At 62.2% G+C, this 22320-nt stretch carries 24 protein-coding genes; 11 read left to right on the plus strand and 13 right to left on the minus strand.

What is annotated here, in order from left to right:
- Positions 1 to 36: 36 nt before the first annotated feature.
- The 3 genes from NDJ10_RS05870 to NDJ10_RS05880 are packed head-to-tail and all read right to left on the minus strand — an operon-like array spanning position 37 to position 3990.
- Positions 37 to 1290, minus strand: a complete 1254-nt coding sequence (locus tag NDJ10_RS05870; RefSeq protein ID WP_296160266.1) for a multifunctional CCA addition/repair protein — start codon at positions 1288 to 1290, stop codon at positions 37 to 39.
- Positions 1291 to 1306: 16 nt separating this feature from the next.
- Complete coding sequence (locus tag NDJ10_RS05875) at positions 1307 to 1990, minus strand: glutathione S-transferase family protein (RefSeq protein WP_296160267.1); 684 nt, start codon at positions 1988 to 1990, stop codon at positions 1307 to 1309.
- 5 nt (positions 1991 to 1995) lie between these two features.
- On the minus strand, positions 1996 to 3990 hold the full coding sequence (locus NDJ10_RS05880; RefSeq protein ID WP_296160268.1) for a lytic transglycosylase domain-containing protein: 1995 nt from the start codon (positions 3988 to 3990) through the stop codon (positions 1996 to 1998).
- A 36-nt stretch (positions 3991 to 4026) separates the two neighbouring features.
- Here NDJ10_RS05880 and NDJ10_RS05885 point away from each other — a divergent pair, with 36 nt between their 5' ends.
- The 3 genes from NDJ10_RS05885 to tgt all read left to right on the plus strand — a co-directional run bounded on the left by NDJ10_RS05885 (position 4027) and on the right by tgt (position 7017).
- Positions 4027 to 4599, plus strand: a complete 573-nt coding sequence (locus NDJ10_RS05885) for a 5-formyltetrahydrofolate cyclo-ligase (RefSeq protein WP_296160321.1) — start codon at positions 4027 to 4029, stop codon at positions 4597 to 4599.
- 63 nt (positions 4600 to 4662) lie between these two features.
- Entirely contained in the window at positions 4663 to 5739 is a 1077-nt protein-coding gene (gene queA, locus NDJ10_RS05890; protein ID WP_296160269.1) for a tRNA preQ1(34) S-adenosylmethionine ribosyltransferase-isomerase QueA, read from the plus strand.
- A gap of 72 nt (positions 5740 to 5811) precedes the next feature.
- Positions 5812 to 7017: a tRNA guanosine(34) transglycosylase Tgt gene (gene tgt / locus NDJ10_RS05895; protein WP_296160322.1), complete on the plus strand. Its 1206-nt coding sequence runs from the start codon at positions 5812 to 5814 to the stop codon at positions 7015 to 7017.
- Positions 7018 to 7074: 57 nt separating this feature from the next.
- On the opposite strand, the gene NDJ10_RS05900 is transcribed toward tgt, so the two are convergent.
- From NDJ10_RS05900 to NDJ10_RS05910, 3 genes are all read right to left on the minus strand, one after another.
- A complete protein-coding gene (locus tag NDJ10_RS05900; RefSeq protein WP_296160270.1) occupies positions 7075 to 8343 on the minus strand; it encodes an FIST N-terminal domain-containing protein in 1269 nt (422 codons plus the stop codon).
- A 30-nt stretch (positions 8344 to 8373) separates the two neighbouring features.
- A complete protein-coding gene (locus NDJ10_RS05905; RefSeq protein ID WP_296160271.1) occupies positions 8374 to 9078 on the minus strand; it encodes a PhaM family polyhydroxyalkanoate granule multifunctional regulatory protein in 705 nt (234 codons plus the stop codon).
- A gap of 70 nt (positions 9079 to 9148) precedes the next feature.
- Complete coding sequence (locus tag NDJ10_RS05910; RefSeq protein WP_296160272.1) at positions 9149 to 9670, minus strand: copper chaperone PCu(A)C; 522 nt, start codon at positions 9668 to 9670, stop codon at positions 9149 to 9151.
- Positions 9671 to 9949: 279 nt separating this feature from the next.
- On the opposite strand from NDJ10_RS05910, the gene NDJ10_RS05915 reads away from it, so the two are divergent.
- The 7 genes from NDJ10_RS05915 (at position 9950) to NDJ10_RS05945 (ending at position 14898) form a co-directional block, all read left to right on the plus strand.
- Positions 9950 to 10363 carry a VOC family protein gene (locus NDJ10_RS05915; protein WP_296160273.1) on the plus strand — a complete coding sequence of 138 codons (414 nt, stop codon included), beginning with the start codon at positions 9950 to 9952 and terminating at the stop codon, positions 10361 to 10363.
- A 15-nt stretch (positions 10364 to 10378) separates the two neighbouring features.
- On the plus strand, positions 10379 to 10507 hold the full coding sequence (locus NDJ10_RS05920) for a hypothetical protein (protein WP_296160274.1): 129 nt from the start codon (positions 10379 to 10381) through the stop codon (positions 10505 to 10507).
- A gap of 26 nt (positions 10508 to 10533) precedes the next feature.
- Positions 10534 to 11646 carry a DUF3108 domain-containing protein gene (locus NDJ10_RS05925; RefSeq protein ID WP_296160275.1) on the plus strand — a complete coding sequence of 371 codons (1113 nt, stop codon included), beginning with the start codon at positions 10534 to 10536 and terminating at the stop codon, positions 11644 to 11646.
- A 57-nt stretch (positions 11647 to 11703) separates the two neighbouring features.
- A complete protein-coding gene (locus NDJ10_RS05930; protein WP_296160276.1) occupies positions 11704 to 12012 on the plus strand; it encodes a DUF3567 domain-containing protein in 309 nt (102 codons plus the stop codon).
- 83 nt (positions 12013 to 12095) lie between these two features.
- Positions 12096 to 12707, plus strand: a complete 612-nt coding sequence (locus NDJ10_RS05935) for a LysE family translocator (protein WP_296160277.1) — start codon at positions 12096 to 12098, stop codon at positions 12705 to 12707.
- A 56-nt stretch (positions 12708 to 12763) separates the two neighbouring features.
- Complete coding sequence (locus NDJ10_RS05940) at positions 12764 to 13690, plus strand: DMT family transporter (RefSeq protein ID WP_296160278.1); 927 nt, start codon at positions 12764 to 12766, stop codon at positions 13688 to 13690.
- Positions 13687 to 14898, plus strand: a complete 1212-nt coding sequence (locus tag NDJ10_RS05945) for a PLP-dependent aminotransferase family protein (protein ID WP_296160279.1) — start codon at positions 13687 to 13689, stop codon at positions 14896 to 14898. Before NDJ10_RS05940 ends, NDJ10_RS05945 begins: the two co-directional genes overlap by 4 nt.
- 142 nt (positions 14899 to 15040) lie before the next feature.
- On the opposite strand, the gene phaP is transcribed toward NDJ10_RS05945, so the two are convergent.
- The 7 genes from phaP to NDJ10_RS05980 form a co-directional block, all read right to left on the minus strand.
- A complete protein-coding gene (gene phaP / locus NDJ10_RS05950; protein WP_296160280.1) occupies positions 15041 to 15586 on the minus strand; it encodes a TIGR01841 family phasin in 546 nt (181 codons plus the stop codon).
- 172 nt (positions 15587 to 15758) lie between these two features.
- Entirely contained in the window at positions 15759 to 16652 is an 894-nt protein-coding gene (locus NDJ10_RS05955; protein ID WP_296160281.1) for a DMT family transporter, read from the minus strand.
- On the minus strand, positions 16652 to 17497 hold the full coding sequence (locus NDJ10_RS05960; RefSeq protein WP_296160282.1) for a creatininase family protein: 846 nt from the start codon (positions 17495 to 17497) through the stop codon (positions 16652 to 16654). The genes NDJ10_RS05955 and NDJ10_RS05960 overlap by 1 nt, the downstream gene beginning before the upstream one ends.
- A gap of 8 nt (positions 17498 to 17505) precedes the next feature.
- Positions 17506 to 17853 carry a zinc ribbon domain-containing protein YjdM gene (locus tag NDJ10_RS05965; RefSeq protein ID WP_296160283.1) on the minus strand — a complete coding sequence of 116 codons (348 nt, stop codon included), beginning with the start codon at positions 17851 to 17853 and terminating at the stop codon, positions 17506 to 17508.
- A gap of 80 nt (positions 17854 to 17933) precedes the next feature.
- A complete protein-coding gene (locus NDJ10_RS05970) occupies positions 17934 to 19022 on the minus strand; it encodes an ABC transporter ATP-binding protein (RefSeq protein ID WP_296160284.1) in 1089 nt (362 codons plus the stop codon).
- Positions 19010 to 20731 (minus strand): iron ABC transporter permease, encoded by a 1722-nt coding sequence (locus NDJ10_RS05975; RefSeq protein WP_296160285.1) that lies wholly within the window; start codon positions 20729 to 20731, stop codon positions 19010 to 19012. The genes NDJ10_RS05970 and NDJ10_RS05975 overlap by 13 nt, the downstream gene beginning before the upstream one ends.
- 4 nt (positions 20732 to 20735) lie before the next feature.
- Positions 20736 to 21764: an ABC transporter substrate-binding protein gene (locus NDJ10_RS05980; protein ID WP_296160286.1), complete on the minus strand. Its 1029-nt coding sequence runs from the start codon at positions 21762 to 21764 to the stop codon at positions 20736 to 20738.
- A 154-nt stretch (positions 21765 to 21918) separates the two neighbouring features.
- Here NDJ10_RS05980 and NDJ10_RS05985 point away from each other — a divergent pair, with 154 nt between their 5' ends.
- Positions 21919 to 22278: a DUF167 family protein gene (locus tag NDJ10_RS05985; protein WP_296160287.1), complete on the plus strand. Its 360-nt coding sequence runs from the start codon at positions 21919 to 21921 to the stop codon at positions 22276 to 22278.
- The last annotated feature ends 42 nt before the right edge of the window (positions 22279 to 22320 follow it).

A 22320-nucleotide genomic window follows, 5' to 3' on the forward strand; every position in this document is an offset into this window, starting at 1 on the left:
CAAGCATACCCGAGGAGTTCATGCGCTCTGACACCTTCATGCCAAAGCCGCTTGGACCGCTGCCACCCGGGCGGCCTGCATGGCTTTCGCTATATCCTGACCTTTGGCGCCACCAGCCATGGCATCCGAGGCAATTTGATGGGTGTCGATCCCCTGGGCGGCCAGCAATACCGCCTGCAAATGCGCACGCTGCGGGTAAGCTGCGTCAAAGTAACCCAACCGCCCGCGCGCATCACATTCGCAGGCCAGCAGGATCTGCGCGAAACGTGCCGGTTTGCGCAGCGCGTCGCAGCGCTCCAGCAAACGCACCAGCGCAGCCGCATCGAGCCCGATTGAGCGGTGAATATTGCTGTGTTCGCGTGCTACCACATCGGCCAGTTCACGGCAGTCGGTGGGCACACGCAGGCGTGCGCACAGACTTTGCAGCAACCCGACGCTGCGCTGCTCGTGCCCCAGATGGCGCGGCAGGATATCGACCGGGGTGTTGCCCTTGCCCAGGTCGTGGCACAGGCAGGCCAGCCGCACCGGCAGCGGGGTCTGCAGTCGCGCGCTCATGTCGATCACCATCATCACATGAACACCGGTATCCACCTCGGGGTGGTAGTCGGCACGCTGTGCAACACCCCACAAGCGGTCCACTTCAGGCAGCAATCTGGCCAGCGCGCCACAATCGCGCAACACTGCAAACATACGCGAAGGTTTGGCTTCCATCAGGCCTCTGGCCAGTTCCTGCCAGACGCGTTCGGGCACCAAGTGGTCGACCTCACCGCTGGCCACCATCTCGCGCATCAGTGCCAGCGTGTCCGGTGCCAGTGTGAAATCGGCAAAACGGGCCGCCAGACGCGCCAACCGCAGGATGCGCACCGGATCTTCGCGGAACGCCGGACCGACATGGCGAAACACCTTGTTCACCAGATCCTGCGCACCGCCATAAGGGTCGATCGGATTTTGCTTGTCCCATACGCCGTCCGGGTCGAGCTGCGCAGCAGCAACGGCCATGGCATTGATGGTGAGATCGCGCCGTGCCAGGTCTTGCTCCAGGCTCACATCCGGTGCCGCATGGATGGCAAAACCGTGGTAGCCCGGTGCTGTTTTGCGCTCGGTCCGGGCCAACGCATATTCTTCATGGTTTTGGGGATGCAGGAACACCGGAAAATCCTTGCCCACCGGGACAAAACCCTGGTCCAGCATGTGCTCCGGCGTGCCCCCCACCACCACCCAGTCGCGGTCCTTCACCGGCAACCCCATAAGCGCATCGCGCACCGCACCGCCAACCATATAAAGCTGCATGTCAGGCCCCGCCACCTCAGCGCGACAAGCGGTAAGGCTCTTCAAAATCCAGGAAATCCTGCTCGGCCAGCGCGCCATCGATCCACGCCTTGACTCCCGGCAGCAGGCATACACGGTTCACATAGGCCGCAATGTCAGTGGGCAAAGGCAAGGCATAGGTCAGCAACCGCGCGCAAACGGGGGCAAAAAAGGCATCCGCCACGCTGAAGTCTCCAAACAGCATGGGCCCGCCACGTTCGTCCAGACACTGTTGCCACATATTGACCAAACGGGCCACGTCGGTGCGCACCGCCGGCTGGTCACGCCAGACCAGTGCGCCTGTCTCGGGCAGGCTGGCCTCGATGTTCATCGGGCAATGCGTGCGCAGGCCGGTAAAGCCGCTGTGCATCTCGGCGCACAGGCTGCGGGCCCGGGCCCTTGCTGCCGTGTCCCGCGGCCACAGCGCCTTGTCAGGGAACTGCTCGGCCACATATTCGGCAATGGCCAGCGTGTCCCACACCACCAGGGCGCCATCAACCAGTACCGGCACTTTGCCGGTGGGTGACAAGGTACGCAGCGTGGCCTTGAATTGCGAATCGGGGGTGAAGGCGTCAAAACGCACCATCACTTCCTCAAACGGGATGCCGGCCTGGGTCAGCAGCACCCAGGCGCGCATCGACCAGGACGAGTAATTCTTGTTGCCAATGTAGAGTTTCATCATGCGGCTCAAGGCAGTTCACGGTTTTCTGTCAGCGAGCCTTCGGCTGGCCCCACCTGCCCCAGCCGGGCTTTGAGCGACTGGGTCTGGCCGCTGATCATGGCCGCGTAAATGGTGGTGTTGGCCAGCACTTTTTTGACGTAATCACGGGTTTCACTGAAAGGCACGTTTTCGACCCAGATCGCGGCCTCCAGCACCGGCGCGCCGGGTTGACCGCGCCAGGCGCGCGGCCGGCCGGGGCCGGCGTTGTAAGCGGCGGCGGCCATCGGCATGGAGCCGGCAAAGTCATCGAGCACCAGCTTGAGGTAACCGGTGCCAATCGCAATATTGGTGTCACGGTCGGTGATCTGGTGGGGCTGGAAGCTGGTCATGCCAATTTTTTTGGCAGTCCAGCGGGCCGTGGCGGGCATCACCTGCATCAGGCCCGAAGCGCCCACGCCCGAGCGGGCATCCACAACAAAACGGCTCTCCTGCCGGATCAGGCCATAGACATACGCCGGGTCAAGCCCGATGTCACGCGTGCGCGCCAGCACGGCCTGTTTGTGCGGCATGGGGAAGCGTTGCGTCAAATCCATCACGCTCCTGGTGCGTTCGCTGGTGTTGATGCAGCGGTCCCACACCTCATGTCGGCAGGCCAGATCGGCCGCGGCCAGCAGTTCGCGGTCACTCATGCCGCCCGGGGTGTGCAAGTTGGCGCTGTAGTTCCATTCACGCACACCCTCACTGCGCAGTCCAAGGGCAATGGCAACAAGTGCGCGCTGCAAGCCCGGGTTGCTGCTGGCAGCCGCCTTTTCAGCCTCGGTCAGGGGCTCGGGCAAAGGCGGCGGGGTGATCGGTCGACCCAATTCTTCTAGCGCCAGCAATTCATAAAACCCTTGTACGCCGGCCACGCTGTGCAGCAACTGACGCGCCTGCTGCCGCACAGCGTCGTCGCTCCCGGGCAGCGCCAGTAGGGCCCGTGCCCGCCAATAAACCCAGGTGGATTCTGCCGCGGTCCCGGCAGTCATGGCCTCAATAGCGCTTAACACCCGCCGCCAGTCCCCCTGGCGCAATGCGGCACGGGCATACCAGGCAAGATGTTCGTCCTGCATGGCCGAGGACTTGCTGTGGGCAAAGAATTCAAGAGCATCATTTGACAGTTTTTGCGCAGCTTGTGTCCCAATGGCGGCCCAGGCCCAGTCGCGCTGGTTCTGGCCCAGGTGTTTTTGCCAGCGACCGGCCAGCAGCTCGGCGGCCCGCTGGGGGTCGCTCTGGGCCAGTCGAATCAGCGCCAGCACCACCAGCTCCTGGGTTTGCCGCTGGTTCGACAGCGTTGTCTGGACCAGGAATTGCTCGGGCCCGGCGGTCAGTGCGGTCCATTGCGGGCCGGCCTGGAGCACCACCATGTCAAACGCTTGCCGGGCGGCTGCAAGACGCCGCAGCTCCAGCGCCGAGCGCACTTTTTCCCAGACATCCTGCGCGCTCAGCAATTGGCTGTCCAAATGGGTCTGAACCGCATAGGCACAACCCTCATCGCTGTTTTTCTGGGCCAACCAAAGTGTCTTGGCTTCCCGGGACATGTCCACCCTGGCCAAAGTGTGCTCCATGGCCAGGACATAACAGCGCACTTCACGGTCGTCCTGCATGCGAAAACTGGATGCTTCCTGCACAAAACGGGCCCAATCACGGTTTTTACCCAGCAGCAGCAACCAGTCGTTGCGCAAGCGGTCTTCCTGGTAAGTGCCTGCAAAGCGGGAGAGAAAACGGCTGATTTCCTCGGGTTGAGCCGTTTCCAGACGGGCGCGCAGCTCCCAATAAGCAGCCCAGGGCGCCAGCACATGGCCACCGGTTCGCGGCAACAGCTCGGTCAGACGACTGGTTTGCCCCTTGGCAAAAGCCTCACGCATCTCCAGGATCACCGCATCGGACGCGTTCAAGCCGGATGCCTGGCCTTGAGCCGGGGCAGGCACACTGCCCAACACGCCAAGCAAGCCGATCAATGTCAAAATGGTTCTGAACTGCATGGTGTGATTATGAATAATTCTGACGAACAAAAGGCCATTGAAAAAAAAGCTTTACGCAAGCGGCTGATTGAGCAACGTTTGCGACTACCGGACCGCCAGCAGCGTGTTGCCATGCTGCAGCAGGTGCTGCGCATCTGGCTGGTGGGGCGTCCCGACACCGTGATTGGCGCGTATTGGCCCATCAAGGGGGAGTTTGACCCGCTGCCAGCCCTGCACCGCTGGAAAGAAGACGGCGAACTCATCGAGCAACAGCAACTGCGAAAAATAGGACTCCCGGTGGTGGACAAAGTTCACAAAACCATGGCCTTCCATACCTGGTACCCCGGTTGTCCGATGGAAGAAGACGCTTACGGCATCCCGAAACCCAAAGACACCGAGGTCATCACGCCCACACTGCTGTTTGTCGCCTGTGTCGGCTATGCCGCCGGCGGTTACCGTCTGGGTTATGGCGGCGGTTTTTATGACCGCACCCTGGCCAACATCAAGCCGCGTCCGTTCACCGTCGGCCTGGGCTTTGGCACCGACTTTTTGCCCGATTTTGAACCCGAACCGCACGACCTGCCGATGGACGCCATTCTGAACGATCACGGCGTGGTCTGGCCGGTCTAACGCAGCGACAATCGCGCTTGTTTTTTCTTTCTGGAGCGCAACGCCGCGCTCTTTGCCCGCCCCATGTCCAATCCGCCTGATGCACACCGTCGCTACTGCCTGAGCGACTTTGACTTTGAACTTCCTGCCGGTCTGATTGCCCAGCATCCGACACCTGAACGCAGTGGCTCACGCCTGCTCGACGGCAGCGCCAGCGCGCCCACCGACCGGGTTTTCAGGGAATTGCCAGCACTGCTCAAGGCCGGCGACCTGCTGGTGTTCAACGACACCCGGGTCATGAATGCACGCCTGTTTGGCGAAAAAGCCAGCGGCGGCAAACTCGAGTTGCTGATCGAGCGCGTGCTGGGCGGCAACCAGGTGGCGGCGCACCTGCGCGTCAGTAAAAAACCCGCCATTGGCGATACCGTCACACTCGTCAGCGCGCCCGGCCACCCCGAGCGTCTCAGCGCCACGCTGCTGGGCCGCTGGCCCGATGCACATGGCGCGCTGTTCCGCTTTGTGCTGGCCAACGACGCCGGCGATGACCCCTACACCCTGATGGCACGCCACGGCCACGTGCCGCTGCCGCCTTACATCACCCATGCCGACTCGGCCGAGGATGCCCAGCGCTACCAGACCGTCTTCGCCAAAAACCTGGGCGCGGTTGCCGCCCCCACGGCGGCGCTGCATTTTGACGAAGCCCTGCTGGCGCAGCTTGACGCCGTGGGCGTGCAGCGCGCGCACGTCACGCTGCACGTGGGCGCGGGCACCTTCCAGCCGGTCAAGACAGAAGACCTGTCCGAGCACCAGATGCACAGCGAGTGGTATGAGGTGCCGACAGCAACTCAACAGGCCATTGCCGACTGCCGCGCGCGCGGTGGTCGCATCATCGCGGTGGGCACCACCACGGTGCGCACGCTGGAATCCTGGGCCTCGAGTGGCCAGGTGAGCGGCGACACCAGCATCTTCATCACACCGGGGTTTGGCTTCAAGTTGGTGGACGCGCTGATCACCAACTTCCACCTGCCCAAGTCGAGCCTGATGATGCTGGTCAGCGCCTTTGCCGGCCACGAGCACATCATGGCGCTCTATGCCCATGCCATTCGCGAAAAATACCGTTTCTTCAGCTACGGTGACGCCATGCTGCTGACGCGCGCCTAAGCCAAGTTCTTTTTCATTGCCATGACACACGATCACCCACACGACCATCCGCATCCGCACCCGGCGCAACCCGTGGTTCAGTTTGACCTGCTCCGAACCGACCCGCCGGTGGCCGACACCGGTTATGCGGGCAGCCATGCCCGCCGTGGCACGCTCACACTCAACCATGGCATGGTGCAAACCCCCATCTTCATGCCGGTCGGCACCTACGGCACGGTCAAGGGCGTGATGCCGAGCAGCCTGGAAGACATGGGCGCGCAAATCATCCTGGGAAACACCTTCCACCTGTGGATGCGCCCGGGGCTGGACGTGATGCAGAGCTTCGGCGGCCTGCACGACTTTGAGCGCTGGAAGAAACCCATCCTGACCGACTCGGGCGGCTTCCAGGTCTGGAGCCTGGGTGCCATGCGCAAAATCACCGAGGAAGGCGTGCATTTTTCCAGCCCGGTGAACGGCGACAAGCTGTTCATGTCGCCCGAAGTGTCGATGCAGATCCAGACCACGCTGAACTCCGACATTGCCATGCAGCTCGACGAATGCACGCCCTACCTGTCGGTCGAACCCAAGACCCGGGGTCAGAAAACGACTGAACAAGAGGCCAGGGCTTCGATGGAAATGAGCCTGCGCTGGGCCAAGCGCAGCCAGGACGAGTTTGCCCGGCTGGAAAACCCCAACGCCCTGTTCGGTATCGTGCAAGGCGGCATGTTCGAGGGCCTGCGCCAGGAGTCGCTGGAGCAACTGGTGGCCATGGACTTCCCCGGCTACGCGGTGGGCGGCGTCAGCGTGGGCGAACCCAAGGAAGAAATGCTGCGCATCATGGCGCACACGCCGCACCGCCTGCCCTGGCACAAGCCGCGCTACCTGATGGGCGTGGGCACGCCGGAGGACCTGGTCGAAGGCGTGGCACAAGGCGTGGACATGTTTGACTGCGTGATGCCGACCCGCAATGCGCGCAACGGCACCTTGTTCACCCGTTTTGGCGACCTGAAAATGCGCAACGCGCGCCACAAGGCTGACCACGGACCGCTCGATGCCACCTGCACCTGTTATGCCTGCAAAGGCACAACGCGCCCCAACGGCACGATCAGCGGAGCTTTTAGCCGGGCTTACCTGCACCATCTGGACCGCTGCGGCGAAATGCTCGGCCCGATGCTGGCCAGCATCCACAACCTGCACTACTACCTGAACCTGATGCGTGAGGTGCGCGCTGCGCTCGATGCCGGCAGCTTTGGCGCCTTCCGCCAGCAATTCAAGGCCGACCGGGCACGCGGGGTCTGAAGTCGTCCCTGCGAATCATGGCATGAGACGCCATCGTGGCAAAAGGAGACCTGCGCTTTACTTGCCGGTGAAAACCGTCAGCACGCCGGTGTAGCCATACAAGTGGTGACGGGCGATTTCACCACCGGCGAAAAAACCGACCAGCGGCACATCGCCCAGGGCACGGCGAATGATTTGCAACTCGGCACTGTCACCACCAAAATGGGCGCCGCCGCGGCCGGAACAGCTCACATAAATGGCGCCGGCAATGGCGCGCGCCGGGTGCGGCGCCGCCTCGGCTTCGGATTGCGCCAAGGCAGAGGCTGTTTCCAGCGCCTGTTCCTGCGGCTCCAGTTCCTCACGGATCTCGGCGCAAATGCGCATCAGGTCAGCACGCGCCGCCTGCACGTTGCGCTGGCAAAAGGCCAGCTCCATGCCCTCGGTCACCAAGTCGGCCACCGCCACACCGGCGCGCGCCGGGTCCAGGCCGATGAGGTGGCGCACCAGCACATCCGGGCCAAAATTGCCGGTACGCGTCACGGTGGGAGCTACATCGGTCAGGGTGGCGGGCTCGGTCAGTCCGACCAGCGTGGCGCGCACAGCTTGCAGCGCCTCACGCGGGGCGTCCAGCGACACCTTCAACTCGCGCAGCATCACCTCCAGCGCGGGCTCACCGTCCAGCGTCAACACGACGTTGCGCTCTGCGCTGGTAACCTGGTGCGCCCGGCTGATGGGCAGGCAGCCCTGCGTGACGCGCGACACCAGCGCCACTTCAGGGCCAAAAACCACCCCACTCAAGCCCCCACTGAACACGCCGCTGGCAGCCCCCTGTCCCTTGACATTGCCATTGCCCGAGACGGCGAATTGCACCGCCGCACCGCGGCTGGACGCCAGGCCGCCGAACACATAGCCGGAATCGGTGCGCTGGGCCAGTTCCCCGATCAGCTCGGCCACGTCAGGCGTTTGGCCGTCGGCATGCACCAGCGCGGTATCCGCCTCGAATGCCAGGCCCAGCGGCGCCACGCCGGAGAACACCCGGTACTGGTCACCGGGCAACTCAAGGAGCATCACCGCCAGTGCCGGCTCGTCAAAGTACTCGACGTTGTTGGCGGCAATGCCCACGCCCACCGTGCCGGACCAGTCGGTGATCTCGGGCAATTCAGCGCTCAGGTGTTCCAGAATCTCCTGGGCATGGGCCGCATAATGGTCGGTGATGTAGAGCAACGCCAGGGTGGGGCTGCCGGCATAGCCGTGCAGCGCCATCTGGGCACGCAGCTGGGCCAGCACCAAGTTGGCCGCCATGCCCCACTGCGGGTGGGTGGCGTGGCCATAGGGAAACAACTTCATGCGCGGGACCTGCGATTCAAATTCCCGGGGTTAACGGCCCCGCGCGCTGGTTTTGGCAGCTGCTTTTTTGACCGCCTTGACCGGGGCTTTTTTGGCCGGGACCTTTTTGGCAGCCGTTTTTTTCCTGGCTGGCGACGTGGCGGTTTTTGCCGTTCCATTGCCGGCGCCTTTGCCCAAGTTCATGGCGGTCGCTTTGCCGGCTTCCTTCATGGCCCCTGCGGCAATATGCTGGAACTGCTGGGTGAGCGCCGTCCACAGCTGCATCGGGTCAACCAGACCTGCGGCCCCTGCAGCGGGAGCCGGCGTCACGGCCGATTCTTCCCTCTTGTCAGCGACAGCCTGAGGTTTTTCTTCGGCCTTTGCCTCGACCTTGACCTCGGCTTTTTCCGCAACTTGATCCTCACTGGCCACCGTGTCGGCCGCCTTGAGCTTGAATGCATTGGCCATGTCGCCCATGCTCAGGTTCATGCTTTTGAGTGTGGCCAGGGTGAGTTTTTGTACTTCAAGCGCTTGTACCGTGGCGCCCAGCGCCTTGGCGTTTTGATCGAGCCAGAAATGCACCGCCTTGAGTTCACTGATGCGCTTGTCCAGTTCTTCTTCGTTGAGTGAAGGCGCAATCCAGCTGGACATGGTGGGCATTTGCGGCACGGCCTGTGTCGCGCCCTTGGCCAGATTCTGCAAAAAATCAAACCCGGGGACAAATTTGCCAAAACCGGCGTTTTGTGAATCACTCATATTGCTCTCCTAAAGGGTGGTTGTCACGGCACAGGCGACAGCTTACCCCATTGCCGCTCCAAACGAGGCGTTATTGCCGGGGAGCCGGCTGCATCCCCTGCATGTTGTGCATCGAATGGTCCATGGGCGCTGGCTTGACCATGGCCCCGGGTGCTGTGGCCGCGACAGGCACCTTGATCTCTATCCGGCTTTCCACATCCTTGGCATCCTTGAACACCAGTGTCAGCGGCAGGGTGCTGTTCTTGAGCAACGGTTGCTTCAAGTCCATCAGCATGACGTGGTAGCCCCCGGGTTTGAGCTCGACGGCTTGACCCGCTGGCAGCGCCAGGCCACCTTTGACCTCGGCCATTTTCATCACGCCGCCTTCCATCTTCATCTCGTGCACCTGCACCACGCCGGCCGCCGGGGAGACCACGCCGACCAGTTTGCCATCTGTTTTGGCAGTGAGCGTCATGAACGCGCCGGTCGCCATTTGACCTTTGACAGTGGCGCGTGCCCAAGCGGCTTGGACCTCAAGTGCGGCATCGGCAGCCATCGCACCGGTCACAGTCGTGAACAAGACTGCAGCAGCCAGGAGGGAATTGATTTTCATGGGGTTTCCTTTGGGTTTAATCAGTGCACTGGCGCAGAGACACGGTCAATGCCAGGACTGCCGTCCCAGCCGCGGGGCACAAAAAATCTTGATGGGGCCGACCGCCAGGCTGTCGCACTTGGCGCCGCTTTTGACAGGCAGTCAGTCAAGCCCAAACAGCGCCACGTGGGTCAGACTGGGTGTGTTGCGCAACGTGAGCAGGGAATTCATCGGGCGCGATTATGGCATTGACGCTGCACAGCAAGTCGTCCCTGCGTCGTGCCTGCTATTCTGTCGGCCATGAACAGCTTATTTCACTTCGCCTTCAACGTCACCGATCTCGACCTCACGCGCCAGTTCTATGGCGGTGTGCTGGGCTGCCGCGAAGGCCGCAGCACGGCCACCTGGGTCGATTTTGACTTTTTTGGGCACCAGCTCTCGATGCATCTGGGCGAGCCTTTCAAGACCTCACCCACCGGTCATGTGGGCGACCACCTGGTGCCCATGCCGCACTTTGGCCTGGTGCTGGCGCTGCCCGATTGGCAGGCGCTGGCGCAGCGCCTTGAGCAGGCCCGCATCGACTTCATCCTGCCACCGGAATTGCGTTTTGCCGGACAACCAGGTGAGCAATGGACGATGTTTTTTTGTGACCCATTTGGCAACCCGATCGAGGTCAAGGGCTTTGCCGCGCTCGACACGCTGTACGCCAGTTGAATGGCTCGCCATGCCATGAATTACACCTTCGATTCAGTCGCCTTTTTGCGGAGCCTGATCACCGATCCGGTTGGCAATAGCCCGGTCTTTACCAACGCCCTCACACACGTGGTATCCGAGCGACGCGCGCGCGTGAAGCTGTAACGCCAGAGCCAGTTGAAGCCTGCATCATGACCTTGAAAACCTGGTTCAGCCTGGGCCTGCTGGTATTGCTGGTGCACCTGGTATTGCTGCAAAAAATCCCCCTGCATGTGCCTGCGTTGCCCCAGGAAGGCAGCTCCAGTTTTGCCACACGCACGGTCGTGCTGGCGACCTCCTCCAAACCAGCCCCGAGCAAAACGGTAGCCATTGAGGGCAAGCCAGCCCGGCGAACAGCCCCTAAACCGAAACCAGTACGCCAGCCAGTCACGGCGCCCGCGCCTTCAGTTCCGGCAGACATCAGTTCAGCCATGGCAGCAGCCGACACGACCGACACTGACGTGAATCCTGTTGTCGAACCCACGGCTGAGCCCATCGCCAGTCCGGCTTCAGCTCCGGCCAGTGTCCCCATCCCGGCAACAGAGCAGCCCCTTGTGAGCGCCGAGCCAGCGCCCGTGATGGAAGCAGGGCCCGTTCTGCCCGTTCAGGAAGTCGCCTTTCGCGCCGACGGTTTGCCGGGTTCCGTCAAACTGGTGTACCGGGTTGATGCCAACAAGTTCCCCTACACGCTGCGCAGCGAGCTGACCTGGCAGCACGATGAAAGCAGTTACCAGGCGCATCTGAGCATCAATGCTTTGGGGCAATCACGGGTGCAGACCAGCCGCGGAACGATTGATCAACTGGGTCTGGCGCCAGAGCGCTTCTCTGACAAATACCGTAGCGAATTAGCCGCGCATTTCAACCGTGCGCAGGGTCTGGTGAGCTTCAGCGCCAATACCCCCAGCATTCCTTTGCAACCCGGCGCCCAGGATCGTCTGAGCGTGCTGGCGCAACTTGCGGCCCTGGTTGCCAGCGCGCCCCAGGGCTTCAGCCCCGGCACCACGCTGCAGGTGCAAACCATTGGCCCCAGAAGTGCTGACCTCTGGCTGTTCACGTTTGGCAACATGGAAACCCTGGAACTGCCCGGCGGGACCCAGCAGGGTTTGAAACTGGTACGCCAGCCACGTCAGATGTATGACCAGAAACTCGAGGTCTGGCTGGCGCCCGGCCTGGCTTACCTGCCCGCACGTATCCGCATCACCGAAGCCAATGGTGATTACGTGGATCAAAAATGGGAAGCGACTGCAGCCACAGTCAGCCCTTGAAATCCCGCAATTTGCAACCAGCTTCAAGATCATCTGGATTCATGGATAATTTGACGTATGCACACGCTTTACGACTCTGAGACCTATTCTGTTACCCACATGCTGGCCAATGCCGTCACGGCAGACGTTCAGCCGGATGACATGAAGGCGGGCGAGCAACTGCTGATCGTGCCGCAACTGGTACGCCACGGCTTTGAGATTGTCGACAAGCGCGCCAACAAGGAGGTGTACCTCGACGGCTCCTGGGCCGAGCTGTTTCAACAGCAAATTTCTGCATGGCAAACCAAAACGCCAACGCAGGAAGAGGTGGAAGACACGCTGGAGCAATATGCTGAACTGGCGCAGAACCCGGTCGTGATTCATTGAGCCATCCATCCGTTGATTAGAGTGCCTGCCCTTGCCCCGAGCCAGCGTCCCATGGCGCAACCTGAACTCGGTGTGCACACCGCATGAGCGGCGCAGAGATCACCGCATTGCTGCTGCTGTGCACAGCGGTGAGCTTCACACCCGGACCCAACACCACGCTCTCCACGGCACTGGCGGCCAACTTTGGCTTGCGTCGTGCGCTGCGTTTTGTGCTGGCGGTGCCGGTGGGCTGGGGCTTGCTGCTGAGCCTGTGCGCCAGCGGTGTGGGTGCGCTGGTGGTGAGCTTACCGCCGCTGCGCTTGGGCGTCAAAGGCGCAGGCGTGGCCTACCTGCTCTGGCTGGCCTGGAAGCTCTGGCAGGCCCACCAACTTTCTCAAGCCAATGCCAGGCAGCTTAACGTGAGCTTTTCGCAGGGCGTGATGCTACAGTTTCTCAACATCAAGGCCTGGATGCTGGCCCTCACCGTGGTGGCCGGCTGGCTGGCCGGACGCGCCGATCTCTGGGCGCGATTTGCGCTGGTATTGCCGGTGCTGCTGGCTTTTGCCTTGGCCAGCAACCTGAGCTACGCGTTGGTCGGCACACTCTTGCGCCAATGGCTGGCCGACCCGGAACATGGCGGGCGGCGCTTGCGTTGGTTCAACCGCTGCATGGCGGCTGTACTGGTGGCCACCGCGCTGTGGATGGCTACGGTCTAGGCCGACGGCACCCGACCAATGAGCACATTCCTGTCAGCGCGATGCCCACAAACGCCATGAGGCATGAAACTCTCGGCATGTGGCTGGGCGTGCTGGGCGTCGCGATCTTTGCGGTGACTCTGCCCATGACGCGGCTGGCCACAGGCACGGTGGAGGCACCCCAACTCTCCCCCTGGTTTGTCACCTTCGGGCGGGCAGCGCTCGCCGGAGCACTGTCGCTGGTGTTTCTGCTGGTGACCCGATCTGCTTTACCCACCGTCACGCAACGCAAATCACTGGGCATGGCACTGCTGGGCAACGCCATCGGCTACCCGCTGTTGCTGGGTTTTGCACTGCGACAGGTCACTTCTGGCCACGCCGCCGTGATCACCGCGCTGCTGCCATTGACCACGGCGGCCATTGCCGCCTGGGTGCTGCACCAACGGGCACGCCTGGGTTTTTGGCTGTGTGCGGGTCTGGGGAGCGCGCTGGTGGTGGTGTTTTCACTGCTGCGCGCCCACCAGCAGGGTCACGGCTTTGGCTTCGAGTGGGCTGATTTGCTGCTGCTGGGTGCCGTGCTGGCAGCCTCCATGGGCTACGTGTACGGCGCGCAAGTCACCCACGCCCTGGGTGCCGAGCGCGTCATTTGCTGGGTCTGCGTGATGGCGCTGCCACTGACCGTGCCCGGTGCGCTGCTCACCTGGCCGGCGCACAGCGTCAACCCATCGGCCTGGTTGGGTCTGGTTTACGTGGGCGTGTTTTCCATGTGGGCGGGTTTTTTTGCCTGGTACCGCGGCATGGCGATGGGCGGCGCCCTGAAAGTGAGCCAAACGCAACTACTACAACCCTTCTTGAGCATTCTGGCAGCCGTTCCCATCCTGGGTGAACCCCTGGAATGGGTAACATTGGCATTTGCACTCGCGGTGATGGCCACCGTGTTTTTGGGCAAACGTTTTTCTGCACCACCCCCTGTTTTTTCCAGAACCTCAAAGCCATCTTCATGACCCTCTCCGCTTCCCCCTGGCATCTGGCGCGTCGCGCCGCACGCATGAACCCCTCTGTCATCCGCGAAATCCTGAAGGTCACCGAGAAACCGGGCATCATCAGTTTTGCCGGCGGCCTACCCTCTAGCCAAACCTTTCCGGTAACGGAGTTTGATGCCGCATGCGCCAAAGTACTCAAGGAAGACCCGTCCGGTGCCCTGCAGTACGCCGCCAGCGAGGGCTACGGGCCACTGCGCGAACAGGTGGCCGAGATGCTGCCCTGGAACGTCGACCCAGCGCAAGTGCTGATCACCACCGGCTCACAGCAGGGACTGGATCTGGTGGCCAAGGTGCTGATTGACGCGGACAGCAAGATCCTGGTCGAGTCGCCTACCTACCTGGGTGCGGTCATGGCCTTCATCCCGATGGAACCCAAGGTGGTGAGCGTGGCCAGTGACGCGCACGGCGTGGACATCGCTGACCTGGCGCAAAAAGCCGACGATGCCCGTTTTCTCTACGTGCTGCCCAATTTTCAAAACCCCACGGGTAACACCATGAATGAGAGCCGCCGCGCGGCCTTGAGCAGCTTGGCAACTGAACGTCGCTTGCCCCTGATTGAAGACAACCCCTACGGCGACCTGTGGTTTGACACACCGCCGCCCGCGCCCCTGACCGCACGCAACCCGGATGGCTGCATTTATCTGGGCTCGTTCTCCAAGGTGTTGGCACCAGGCCTGCGCCTGGGCTTTGTGGTGGCACCGAAAGCGGTTTATCCCAAACTGCTCCAAGCCAAGCAGGCTGCCGACCTGCACAGCCCCGGTTTTAACCAGCGCATGATTGCCGAGGTCATGAAAGACGGCTTTCTGGACCGCCATGTACCCACCATTCGCGCACTGTACAAAGCACAGCGCGATGCCATGCTGGATGCGCTGACGCAACACTTCCCCGATGCCGGCAGCCGGCCCGATCAATCGCTGACCTGGAACACCCCTGCAGGCGGCATGTTTTTGTGGGCACGCCTGCCCCAAGGAATGAACGCGGTGGATTTGTTGCCCTTTGCCGTCGAACAAGGTGTGGCCTTTGTGCCGGGCGCGCCGTTTTACGCCGGCCATGGCGACGAGCGCACACTGCGTTTGTCATTTGTCACACCCAGTGTGGACGAGATTCACCGCGGCGTGGCGGCATTGGCCGTGGCACTGAAAAGCTACGCCGCCAGTCTACCGGCTTGATGCGATGACGTTGCGCCCGGGCGCGTTGCCCAACCCGTGGTACGTCTCACGTTGAAATGGATGCACCACACCTGACGCCGCGCCCTCTCCAAAAAAAAGGCACCCGCAGGTGCCTTTCAGACTGCCCGCAGGCAGTGGGTGATCAAGCCTTCTTGGCAACAGCTGCGGCAGCACTCAGTGCTTGTTCGGTCACGGCAGCGATATTGCTTTCAGCCACAGCCAAAGCCTTTTTGGCCGAACTTTGGGCAGAGTCAATGGCGGTCTGGCTGGAAGCCAGAGCGCTCTTGAACACAGCCACAGCCGACTCGGTACCAGCCGGTGCGTTCTTGGCCACGTTTTCAACGACTTGGTTGAACGCCTTTTGCGCTTCAGCAGCTTTGCCTTCAAAGGCTTTGGTGAATTCAGCGCCGGTTTCAACAGCGATGCCGTATACGTGACGGCTGTAAGCCACCGACTTTTCAGCCACAGGGGCGACCAGGCCGGTTTGCAGGGCAAGCGCTTGCTGCAGGTCTTTGACCGCCAGTGCAGCCTGGGCATTGCTGAAAGACTCGGTCATCAAGGCCTTGGCAGCTGCCATGTTCAGGTCAACCAGCTTTTCGAAGCCAGCGAAAGATTTGGTAGCGAGCGCCTTGGTGGTGTCGAAAGCGGCTTGGTTGGAGGCAGTGATTTGGTCAGCAGTGATAAACATGATGTGTTCCTTTGATGGGGTTAATTGCGTTGAAACATCCGGGTGAGCGGTTTATGTTGCAGTGCAGCATGGTTTGAATTATAGGGACAACCCAGGTCTGCACAAGTCTTTTTTGTTGCAGCGCAGCAAAATATTTAGGGAATCACCTCTAACGGGTCAAGCTGGCAGACACCTAACGCCACAAAATCAATGCCGTTCCCACCACCGTCAGCACCGCACCCAGCCAGGCCCCGGGGGCTGGTGCACGCCTGAGCTGCAGCCACAATAACGGCAAGACCAGGATGGGCGACACCGACGACAGAATGGCAACCATGCCGACGTCGCCTTTTTCCAGCGCCAGCAGCACCAGCGTCATGCCAATGCCCATGGCAATGAAACCATTGAGGCCGGTTTGCGCCAACACCTGCAGCGTGGGCGGCTGGCTGGCGCGAGCAGCCTGAAAACCCGCCAACAACAACACAGCGTGCGCGGCAGTGGCCACCGTGACGCGCACCGCCGAAGCCATGATCGGGTCCACCTGCTGCGCCATCACCGGCTTGGCTATCAGGGAGCCCACGGCCTGGCACAGCGCCGCGAGCAAAGCCAGCGCCACACCCGTTCCCACATGCCCGTGGTCTGCCTCCCAGGCATGGGTTTCGCCTTTATGGCGACCCAGCAGAATGGCCAGCATCACGCCTGCCAGTGTCAGCAACCCGCCCGACAGGGCCTGCAAACTCATGCTTTCATCCAGCAGCGCGAAGCCCAGCGCCGCGCTGAAGGCGGCGTGGGTGGCAAAGAGCACACCCGCACGGCGTGGCCCCAACCGGTTGATGGCCGAGAACAGCGCGGTGTCGCCAATAAAGATGCCAATCAGGCCGCTGATGGCCATGATGCCCCAGGCGTGGCCATCGAAACTGTGCCAGCTGCCCTGGACCGCCACCACGGTCCACAACATCACCGCCACCATGGCCATGCGCCAGCGGGTAAAGGCAAAAGCACCCAGATGGCGCGCCGGCGTCACCGACATCACACTGCCCACCGCCCAGCAGGCAGCGGCCCCCAGGGCCAGCAGGTCGTAGGGTGCCATTACCCGAGCGCGGGTTTGGGGAGCAAGGTGTCGGCGGGTAAGCGATCCACTTCAGCCAGCAGCCTGGCCAGCGCGAGCCCGGCTGCGGCCACCATGGCCCGACCCTTTTCTGCCGTGGCGTTGGCCGCGTCGCCCACCGCCCCAGCCGGGTTGTAGTCCTGGGTTTGCCAGCCCAGCTTGGCGCTTTTGCCGTTGCCCAGAATCTCAAAGTGGCTGGCGCGCGCCTGTGCCTTGGACTCAAAGTTGCGCGCCAGCGCCATGTCCACGTGGGCCGGGTCGAGCGCCAGCATCATCGACGTCTCGATGTCGCCGCCGTGGACACCAAAGCGGTGTTCTTCGGCACTGAACAGAGCATTGACATCCTGTCCCTGCGCGTCTGTCAACGGCAAATTGAACCAGCTCACGCTGTAGACCAGCATGTCGAGCCGGGCACGCAGGTCGCGCGCCACCAGGTCCATCAAGCTGACATTGCCACCATGGCTGTTGAACAGCACCAGCTTGCGGATGCCGGTGGCCGCCACCGACTCGGCGATGTCGGTCCAAAGCCGCAGAATGGTCTCGGTCTTGAGCGTCAGGGTGCCCGGAAAACATACGTGCTCGGGGCTCAGGCCGATGCTTTGCGTTGGCAAAAAAAGCACCGGCAAACCGTTCGGCAAGTGCTCCAGCGTGGCCGTAACGATGCCATCGACCAGCACGCTGTCCACACTCAAGGGCAGGTGCGGGCCATGCTGCTCGGTTGCCGCCACCGGCAACACGGCCATGGTGCGCGCCACCTCGCCACCGCTGCGCAGTCGCTCAAAGTCAAGCGTGGTCCAGTCAGCCCAGAAACGGGAAGAAGTGGTCATGGCGGGGCTCAGGCTTTCTTCATGAATTCGGCCTTGAGCATGAACCCGCCCTGGTCGGTCTTGCAGTCCACCTCGTGGTCACCCGCGCCCTCGGGCAAGCGAATGCCCTTGATTTTGGTGCCTTTTTTCAGCACGATGGAAGACCCCTTGACCTTCAGGTCCTTGATCAGGATCACCGTGTCACCATCGGCCAGCGGGTTGCCGTTGGCATCTTTGACCGGCCCACCGGCCTCGTCACTGCCTTCAGACGCCACCGCCTGCGGCCACTCAAAACCACAGTCCGGACAGACATAGTTGTCACCGTCCGGATAGGTGTTCTCCAGGGTGCATTGGGGGCAGGCGGGTAAGTTGGACATGGCGAGTGCGTCAATGAGTGAATGGCAGGATAGCGGCCTTGCTAGTGTACGAGGCCCGTTCACGGTCCAGAACCAGCGCCTCAGGCGCTACCGGGAGGCCCGGGCATGACCCATGCGTCACGCACCTGCAAGCGCAGCAGGTCGCCGCGTCGGGGTTGCGTCTCAAACGGCAGAACCAGACTCAAGGACACGGCCAGCGCCCCTTGCAGAACCGCGTCCACCGCATAGCTGCTGCCCTGAAAAAAAACATGCTCCACCCGCACGGTCAGACCCGGTGCGTCGGGCCCGACCAGCGCAAACGCCGTGGGCCCCAGACACAGCTGCAAAGTCTCGCTGACGCCTGTTGATGTATCACGTGCCGAAAAATGGTATTGACCCAGCGCCACTTGCGAACAGCCGTTATGAGCGGTGCCGGCGCGCCGGGCAGGCAGCAGGTTACCCGCGCCGACAAACCGGGCCACGCGCTCGGTCTGAGGCTCGCGGCACAAACGCACCGGGGTGTCGATCTGGGCGATACAGCCGTCAAACAGCACCGCCACGCGGTCCGCCAGCGCCAGCGCTTCTTCCTGGTTGTGGGTGATGTAGATCATGCTGCTGTCAGGTCGGCGCAACTGGTCGATGTGGCGCATCATGTCGCGCCGCAGTTCCACGTCCAGGCTGGCCAGCGGCTCGTCAAACAGGATCACGCGCGGATTGGCCACCATGGCACGTGCCAGTGCCACGCGCTGTTTTTGCCCACCCGAGAGCTCGCCGGGGGTGCGCCCGGCCAGGGCTTGCAGCTCCACCTGCGCCAGCGCCTCCATCACACGCGGGCGCGCCTGGGCTTCGTTCAAGCCGGATTCGCGTAGCGGAAACAGCACATTCTCAAAAACCGTCATGTGTGGCCACAGCGCATGGCCTTGAAACACCACCCCCACGTTGCGCCGCTCAGGCAGCACATGCCGGCCGGGTGCTGCGACCACATCGTCAGCCAGCTCAATGCTGCCACTGTCTATCGTTTCCAGGCCGGCCACGGCGCGCAACAGTGAGGTCTTGCCTGAACCCGATGGCCCCAACAAAGCAACAAATTCGCCGGAGTACATTTCCAGAGAAACGCCGCGCAGGGCGTGAAAAGCCGCCGCACCACGACCGTAGTGCTTATGAACATCTTGTAGTTTTATGCGCGCCACGGCAACACACCTTCAGGTAAACGACGCCCCAGCCGCGAGGCCAGCAGCATACACAGCAACGTCAGCACAATCGAGATCACCCCCACGGCCGAGGCGGCGGCCGACTCGCCGCCCTGCTCCAGCCCGAACACCAGCACCCCCAGCGTCTCGGTGCCGCTGGCCCACAACAGGGCGGACACGGTGAGTTCGTTCAGCGACAGCAGCATCACCAACAAGGCCCCGGCGGTGACCGAGGGCAAGATCAGCGGCACGATGATGCGTCGCATGCGGCTCAACAACGTGCCACCAAACACCTCGGCAGCTTCCAGCATGTCGCGCGGCATCTGCATGAAGCCACTGATGACCGGGCGCAACTGAATCGTCAAAAACCGCGCCAAGTAGGCAAAGAAGATGATCCACAGCGTGTTGTACAGCGACCAGCCCAACAGCGGCAAGGGCTTGAGGTAGAGCAGGATCATGGCAATGGCCAGCACCACCCCCGGGATCGCGTAGGGCACCTCGATCCACGGCATGAGCCGGCGCAGCAGCGCGCTGCGCCGGTATTCCATCTGGTAAGCCAGAAACAGAGACACCACCGCCAGCACCGCCGCGCTGCCGACCGACAGGCTGACACTGTTGACAAAGGCGCGCAGCGTGGCATCGTTGTGCAACAGAACATAGGCGTAATGCTCCAGGGACAGATTGTCCAAGGTGAGCGGGATACCCAGGCCGGGTGACACCGACTTGGCCAATAAGGCCAACAAGGGGGCCAACAGCAGCAGACCAACCCACACCGACAACGCCATGGCTACCACTTGCTGCGCCCGCCCCAAGTCGAACGGCGCCACTTTCAGGTGCGCGGCAATCACATCAACGCGCCCGCGCTTCAAATACACCTGCTGCACACCCATGCCCAGCGCCGCCAGCAACGCCACCAGCGCCGACAGCACCAGCGCGTTGGGGATGGCGGCCGGGCCAAAGCCTGAGAGTTCACGGTAAATCAGCGTTGGCAACACCAGATAGTCACCGGGAATGCCCAAAAACGCCGGAATGCCGAAATTGCCGATGCACGACACAAACGCCAGTGCGCCCCCAGCCACCAGCGAAGGCAGCACCAGCGGCAGGATCACCCGGAACAAAACGGTGCGCGGCGCAGCGCCACTCACCCGGGCCGCCTCGATCACCTCGGGCGAAAGCTTGAGCAAGCCGGCGCGCACCGTCAAAAACACCAGCGGCGCGTAGTGGATACCCAGCAGCAGGACGATGCCTTCGCGCGACTGCAGCGGGTTGCTGACAGTCTGCCAGTCGCTCCAGCCCAGGGCGATCACCGCGTTTTTGAGCGGTAGCCAGAGTTGCGTCCAGGCCAGCGCCACCACCTGGGGCGGCAGCAGCGCCTGCACCACAAAAGCAAACACCAGCCACTGGCGCGGTCGCGCCGAGGTGAGTGTGACAAACAGCGCAAACACCAGCCCGTACAGCAGCGCCAGCAGGGTGCCGCCCACGCCCACTTCCAGCGTGTGCCGACTGGCACGCCAGGCGTCAACGGAGGTCAGCGTCGCCCATACCGCTTCGCGCGCCGGTCCGACCAGCGCCAACCCGGTCTGAACAGCCAGGTAAACCGCGGGTAACAGCGTGAACAGGCCGAGAAAAAGCAGTGCCAGCCAGAGCAGACCGCGCTCCTGCGCGTCCGAATCCGAGACCACCGCCGCAGGAACCGTCAAAAGCGTCAAACCATCAACCGCCAAAAATGTCCGAGAAACGTTTGCGGTCGGCCTCGGCTCCCTTGAGCAGTGCGTCAGCATCAAACGGCAGGAAACGCAAGCTCTCCACTTTCGGATATCCCGCAGGCGCCGAGATATTGCCCTGCAGCGGGAAATAACCCAAAGTCGTGGAGAACTTCTGCCCCTCGGGCGACACCAGGAAACTCACCAACGCTTGCGCTGCTGGCAAATTGCTGGTGGTGTTCAGAATAGCGGCGGGTTCGGTCACGTAGGTGAGGCCCTCCTTGGGAGTAATGAATTCGACCGGCGAGCCCTTGGTCTTGGCGTTGAAGGCCATGAAGTCCACCAGCACACCTACCATTTTCTCGCCGGTGGCCACTTGCTGCAACACCGCACCATTGCCCTTGACGGCGATCATCTTGTTGGCCTTCAGGCCTTCAATGAACGGCCAGCCCAGCTCGGGCGCGCGGCTCCAGGCACCGATGGTGATGGCCGCGGCCCCCGAGTAAAGCGGGCTGGGCATGATGAGCTGGCCTTTGAGCGCCGGGTTGAGCAGCTCTTTCCAGGACCTGGGCTTGAAGGCAGCCTTGGCATTGACCACGATGCCAGTGCTGATCAGCTTGGTGCCGATGTAGGTGCGCTCGGCGTCGAAGTAGCGCGCGGGAATTTGCTGGGTGTTGAGGTGCGTCATGCGCAGCAGGCGGCCATCGGCCTTGAGCGACTCCATGGAAATGGCATCGGCAATCAGCAGCACGTCGGCACGTGGGCTGCCTGCGGCGATTTCGGTGCGCAGGCGGTTGATGACCTCGGTGGTGCCGGAGCGAAACACATTGACCTTGACGTCAGGGTAACGCGCATTGAACGCTTCGATGGTGCCACGCGCGTCGCGGTCAGGCTGCGATGTGTACAAGGACAGATTGCCCGACACCGTGCCCTGTGCGTGAAGCAGGCCCTGCGGCAACAGGCTGACGCCCAGGGCGGACAGGCCTGCGACAGGCGCCATGCCGAGGACGCGACGGCGGGTGGGATGAGGAGTGAACATACAAAATCTCCAGAGAAATGAAAAACCAATGACCCTCGACTATGCACTGGCTGCTGTGACATGAGTGTGACACAAAGCAGGCCACTTGCTGGCAGGCGCGGCCCTCAGCGCCTGCCGCACAGGATCACCTGAAGCTTGCACGTATCATTCGCGCATGACTCAAAAAAGTTCACGCAACGTCACGGGTGACTCCTTCTTTGCCTGGGATGGCGACGTGCTGGTGGTCAATATCCTGGGCAAACCCAGCGCCAGCAAGGATGCCATTGGCAAGCCCAAGGGCACCCAACTCAAGGTCAGCGTCACGGCCAAACCGCTGAACGGCAAAGCCACCGACCACATGCTGCGCTTTCTGGCGCCGCTATTCGGGGTGAATGTGGCCGCCATCGAGGTGGTATTTGGCCAGGAAAACGTCAACAAGCAATTACGCATCAAGGCCCCGACCAAGCTGCCCACGGTTTTCAGCCCACAACCTGAGCAGACATCGCTGCTTGGTGCCGAAGTTTCAGTAGTCTGAAACAGCGGCCAGCTCATCCGCGGAACTTCAAGACCACTTCTG

This window comes from Rhodoferax sp. (genome assembly GCF_023700745.1).
Classification (GTDB): Bacteria; Pseudomonadota; Gammaproteobacteria; order Burkholderiales; family Burkholderiaceae_C; genus Rhodoferax.

Coding starts and splice junctions, on each gene's coding strand:
- NDJ10_RS05870 (WP_296160266.1), bottom strand. CDS start 1,290: ATGCAGCTTTATATGGTTGGCGGTGCGGTGCGCGATGCGCTTATGGGG.
- NDJ10_RS05875 (WP_296160267.1), bottom strand. CDS start 1,990: ATGATGAAACTCTACATTGGCAACAAGAATTACTCGTCCTGGTCGATG.
- NDJ10_RS05880 (WP_296160268.1), bottom strand. CDS start 3,990: ATGCAGTTCAGAACCATTTTGACATTGATCGGCTTGCTTGGCGTGTTG.
- queA (WP_296160269.1), top strand. CDS start 4,663: ATGTCCAATCCGCCTGATGCACACCGTCGCTACTGCCTGAGCGACTTT.
- NDJ10_RS05900 (WP_296160270.1), bottom strand. CDS start 8,343: ATGAAGTTGTTTCCCTATGGCCACGCCACCCACCCGCAGTGGGGCATG.
- NDJ10_RS05905 (WP_296160271.1), bottom strand. CDS start 9,078: ATGAGTGATTCACAAAACGCCGGTTTTGGCAAATTTGTCCCCGGGTTT.
- NDJ10_RS05910 (WP_296160272.1), bottom strand. CDS start 9,670: ATGAAAATCAATTCCCTCCTGGCTGCTGCAGTCTTGTTCACGACTGTG.
- NDJ10_RS05915 (WP_296160273.1), top strand. CDS start 9,950: ATGAACAGCTTATTTCACTTCGCCTTCAACGTCACCGATCTCGACCTC.
- NDJ10_RS05920 (WP_296160274.1), top strand. CDS start 10,379: ATGAATTACACCTTCGATTCAGTCGCCTTTTTGCGGAGCCTGATCACC.
- NDJ10_RS05925 (WP_296160275.1), top strand. CDS start 10,534: ATGACCTTGAAAACCTGGTTCAGCCTGGGCCTGCTGGTATTGCTGGTG.
- NDJ10_RS05930 (WP_296160276.1), top strand. CDS start 11,704: ATGCACACGCTTTACGACTCTGAGACCTATTCTGTTACCCACATGCTG.
- NDJ10_RS05935 (WP_296160277.1), top strand. CDS start 12,096: ATGAGCGGCGCAGAGATCACCGCATTGCTGCTGCTGTGCACAGCGGTG.
- NDJ10_RS05940 (WP_296160278.1), top strand. CDS start 12,764: ATGAGGCATGAAACTCTCGGCATGTGGCTGGGCGTGCTGGGCGTCGCG.
- NDJ10_RS05945 (WP_296160279.1), top strand. CDS start 13,687: ATGACCCTCTCCGCTTCCCCCTGGCATCTGGCGCGTCGCGCCGCACGC.
- phaP (WP_296160280.1), bottom strand. CDS start 15,586: ATGTTTATCACTGCTGACCAAATCACTGCCTCCAACCAAGCCGCTTTC.
- NDJ10_RS05955 (WP_296160281.1), bottom strand. CDS start 16,652: ATGGCACCCTACGACCTGCTGGCCCTGGGGGCCGCTGCCTGCTGGGCG.
- NDJ10_RS05960 (WP_296160282.1), bottom strand. CDS start 17,497: ATGACCACTTCTTCCCGTTTCTGGGCTGACTGGACCACGCTTGACTTT.
- NDJ10_RS05965 (WP_296160283.1), bottom strand. CDS start 17,853: ATGTCCAACTTACCCGCCTGCCCCCAATGCACCCTGGAGAACACCTAT.
- NDJ10_RS05980 (WP_296160286.1), bottom strand. CDS start 21,764: ATGTTCACTCCTCATCCCACCCGCCGTCGCGTCCTCGGCATGGCGCCT.
- NDJ10_RS05985 (WP_296160287.1), top strand. CDS start 21,919: ATGACTCAAAAAAGTTCACGCAACGTCACGGGTGACTCCTTCTTTGCC.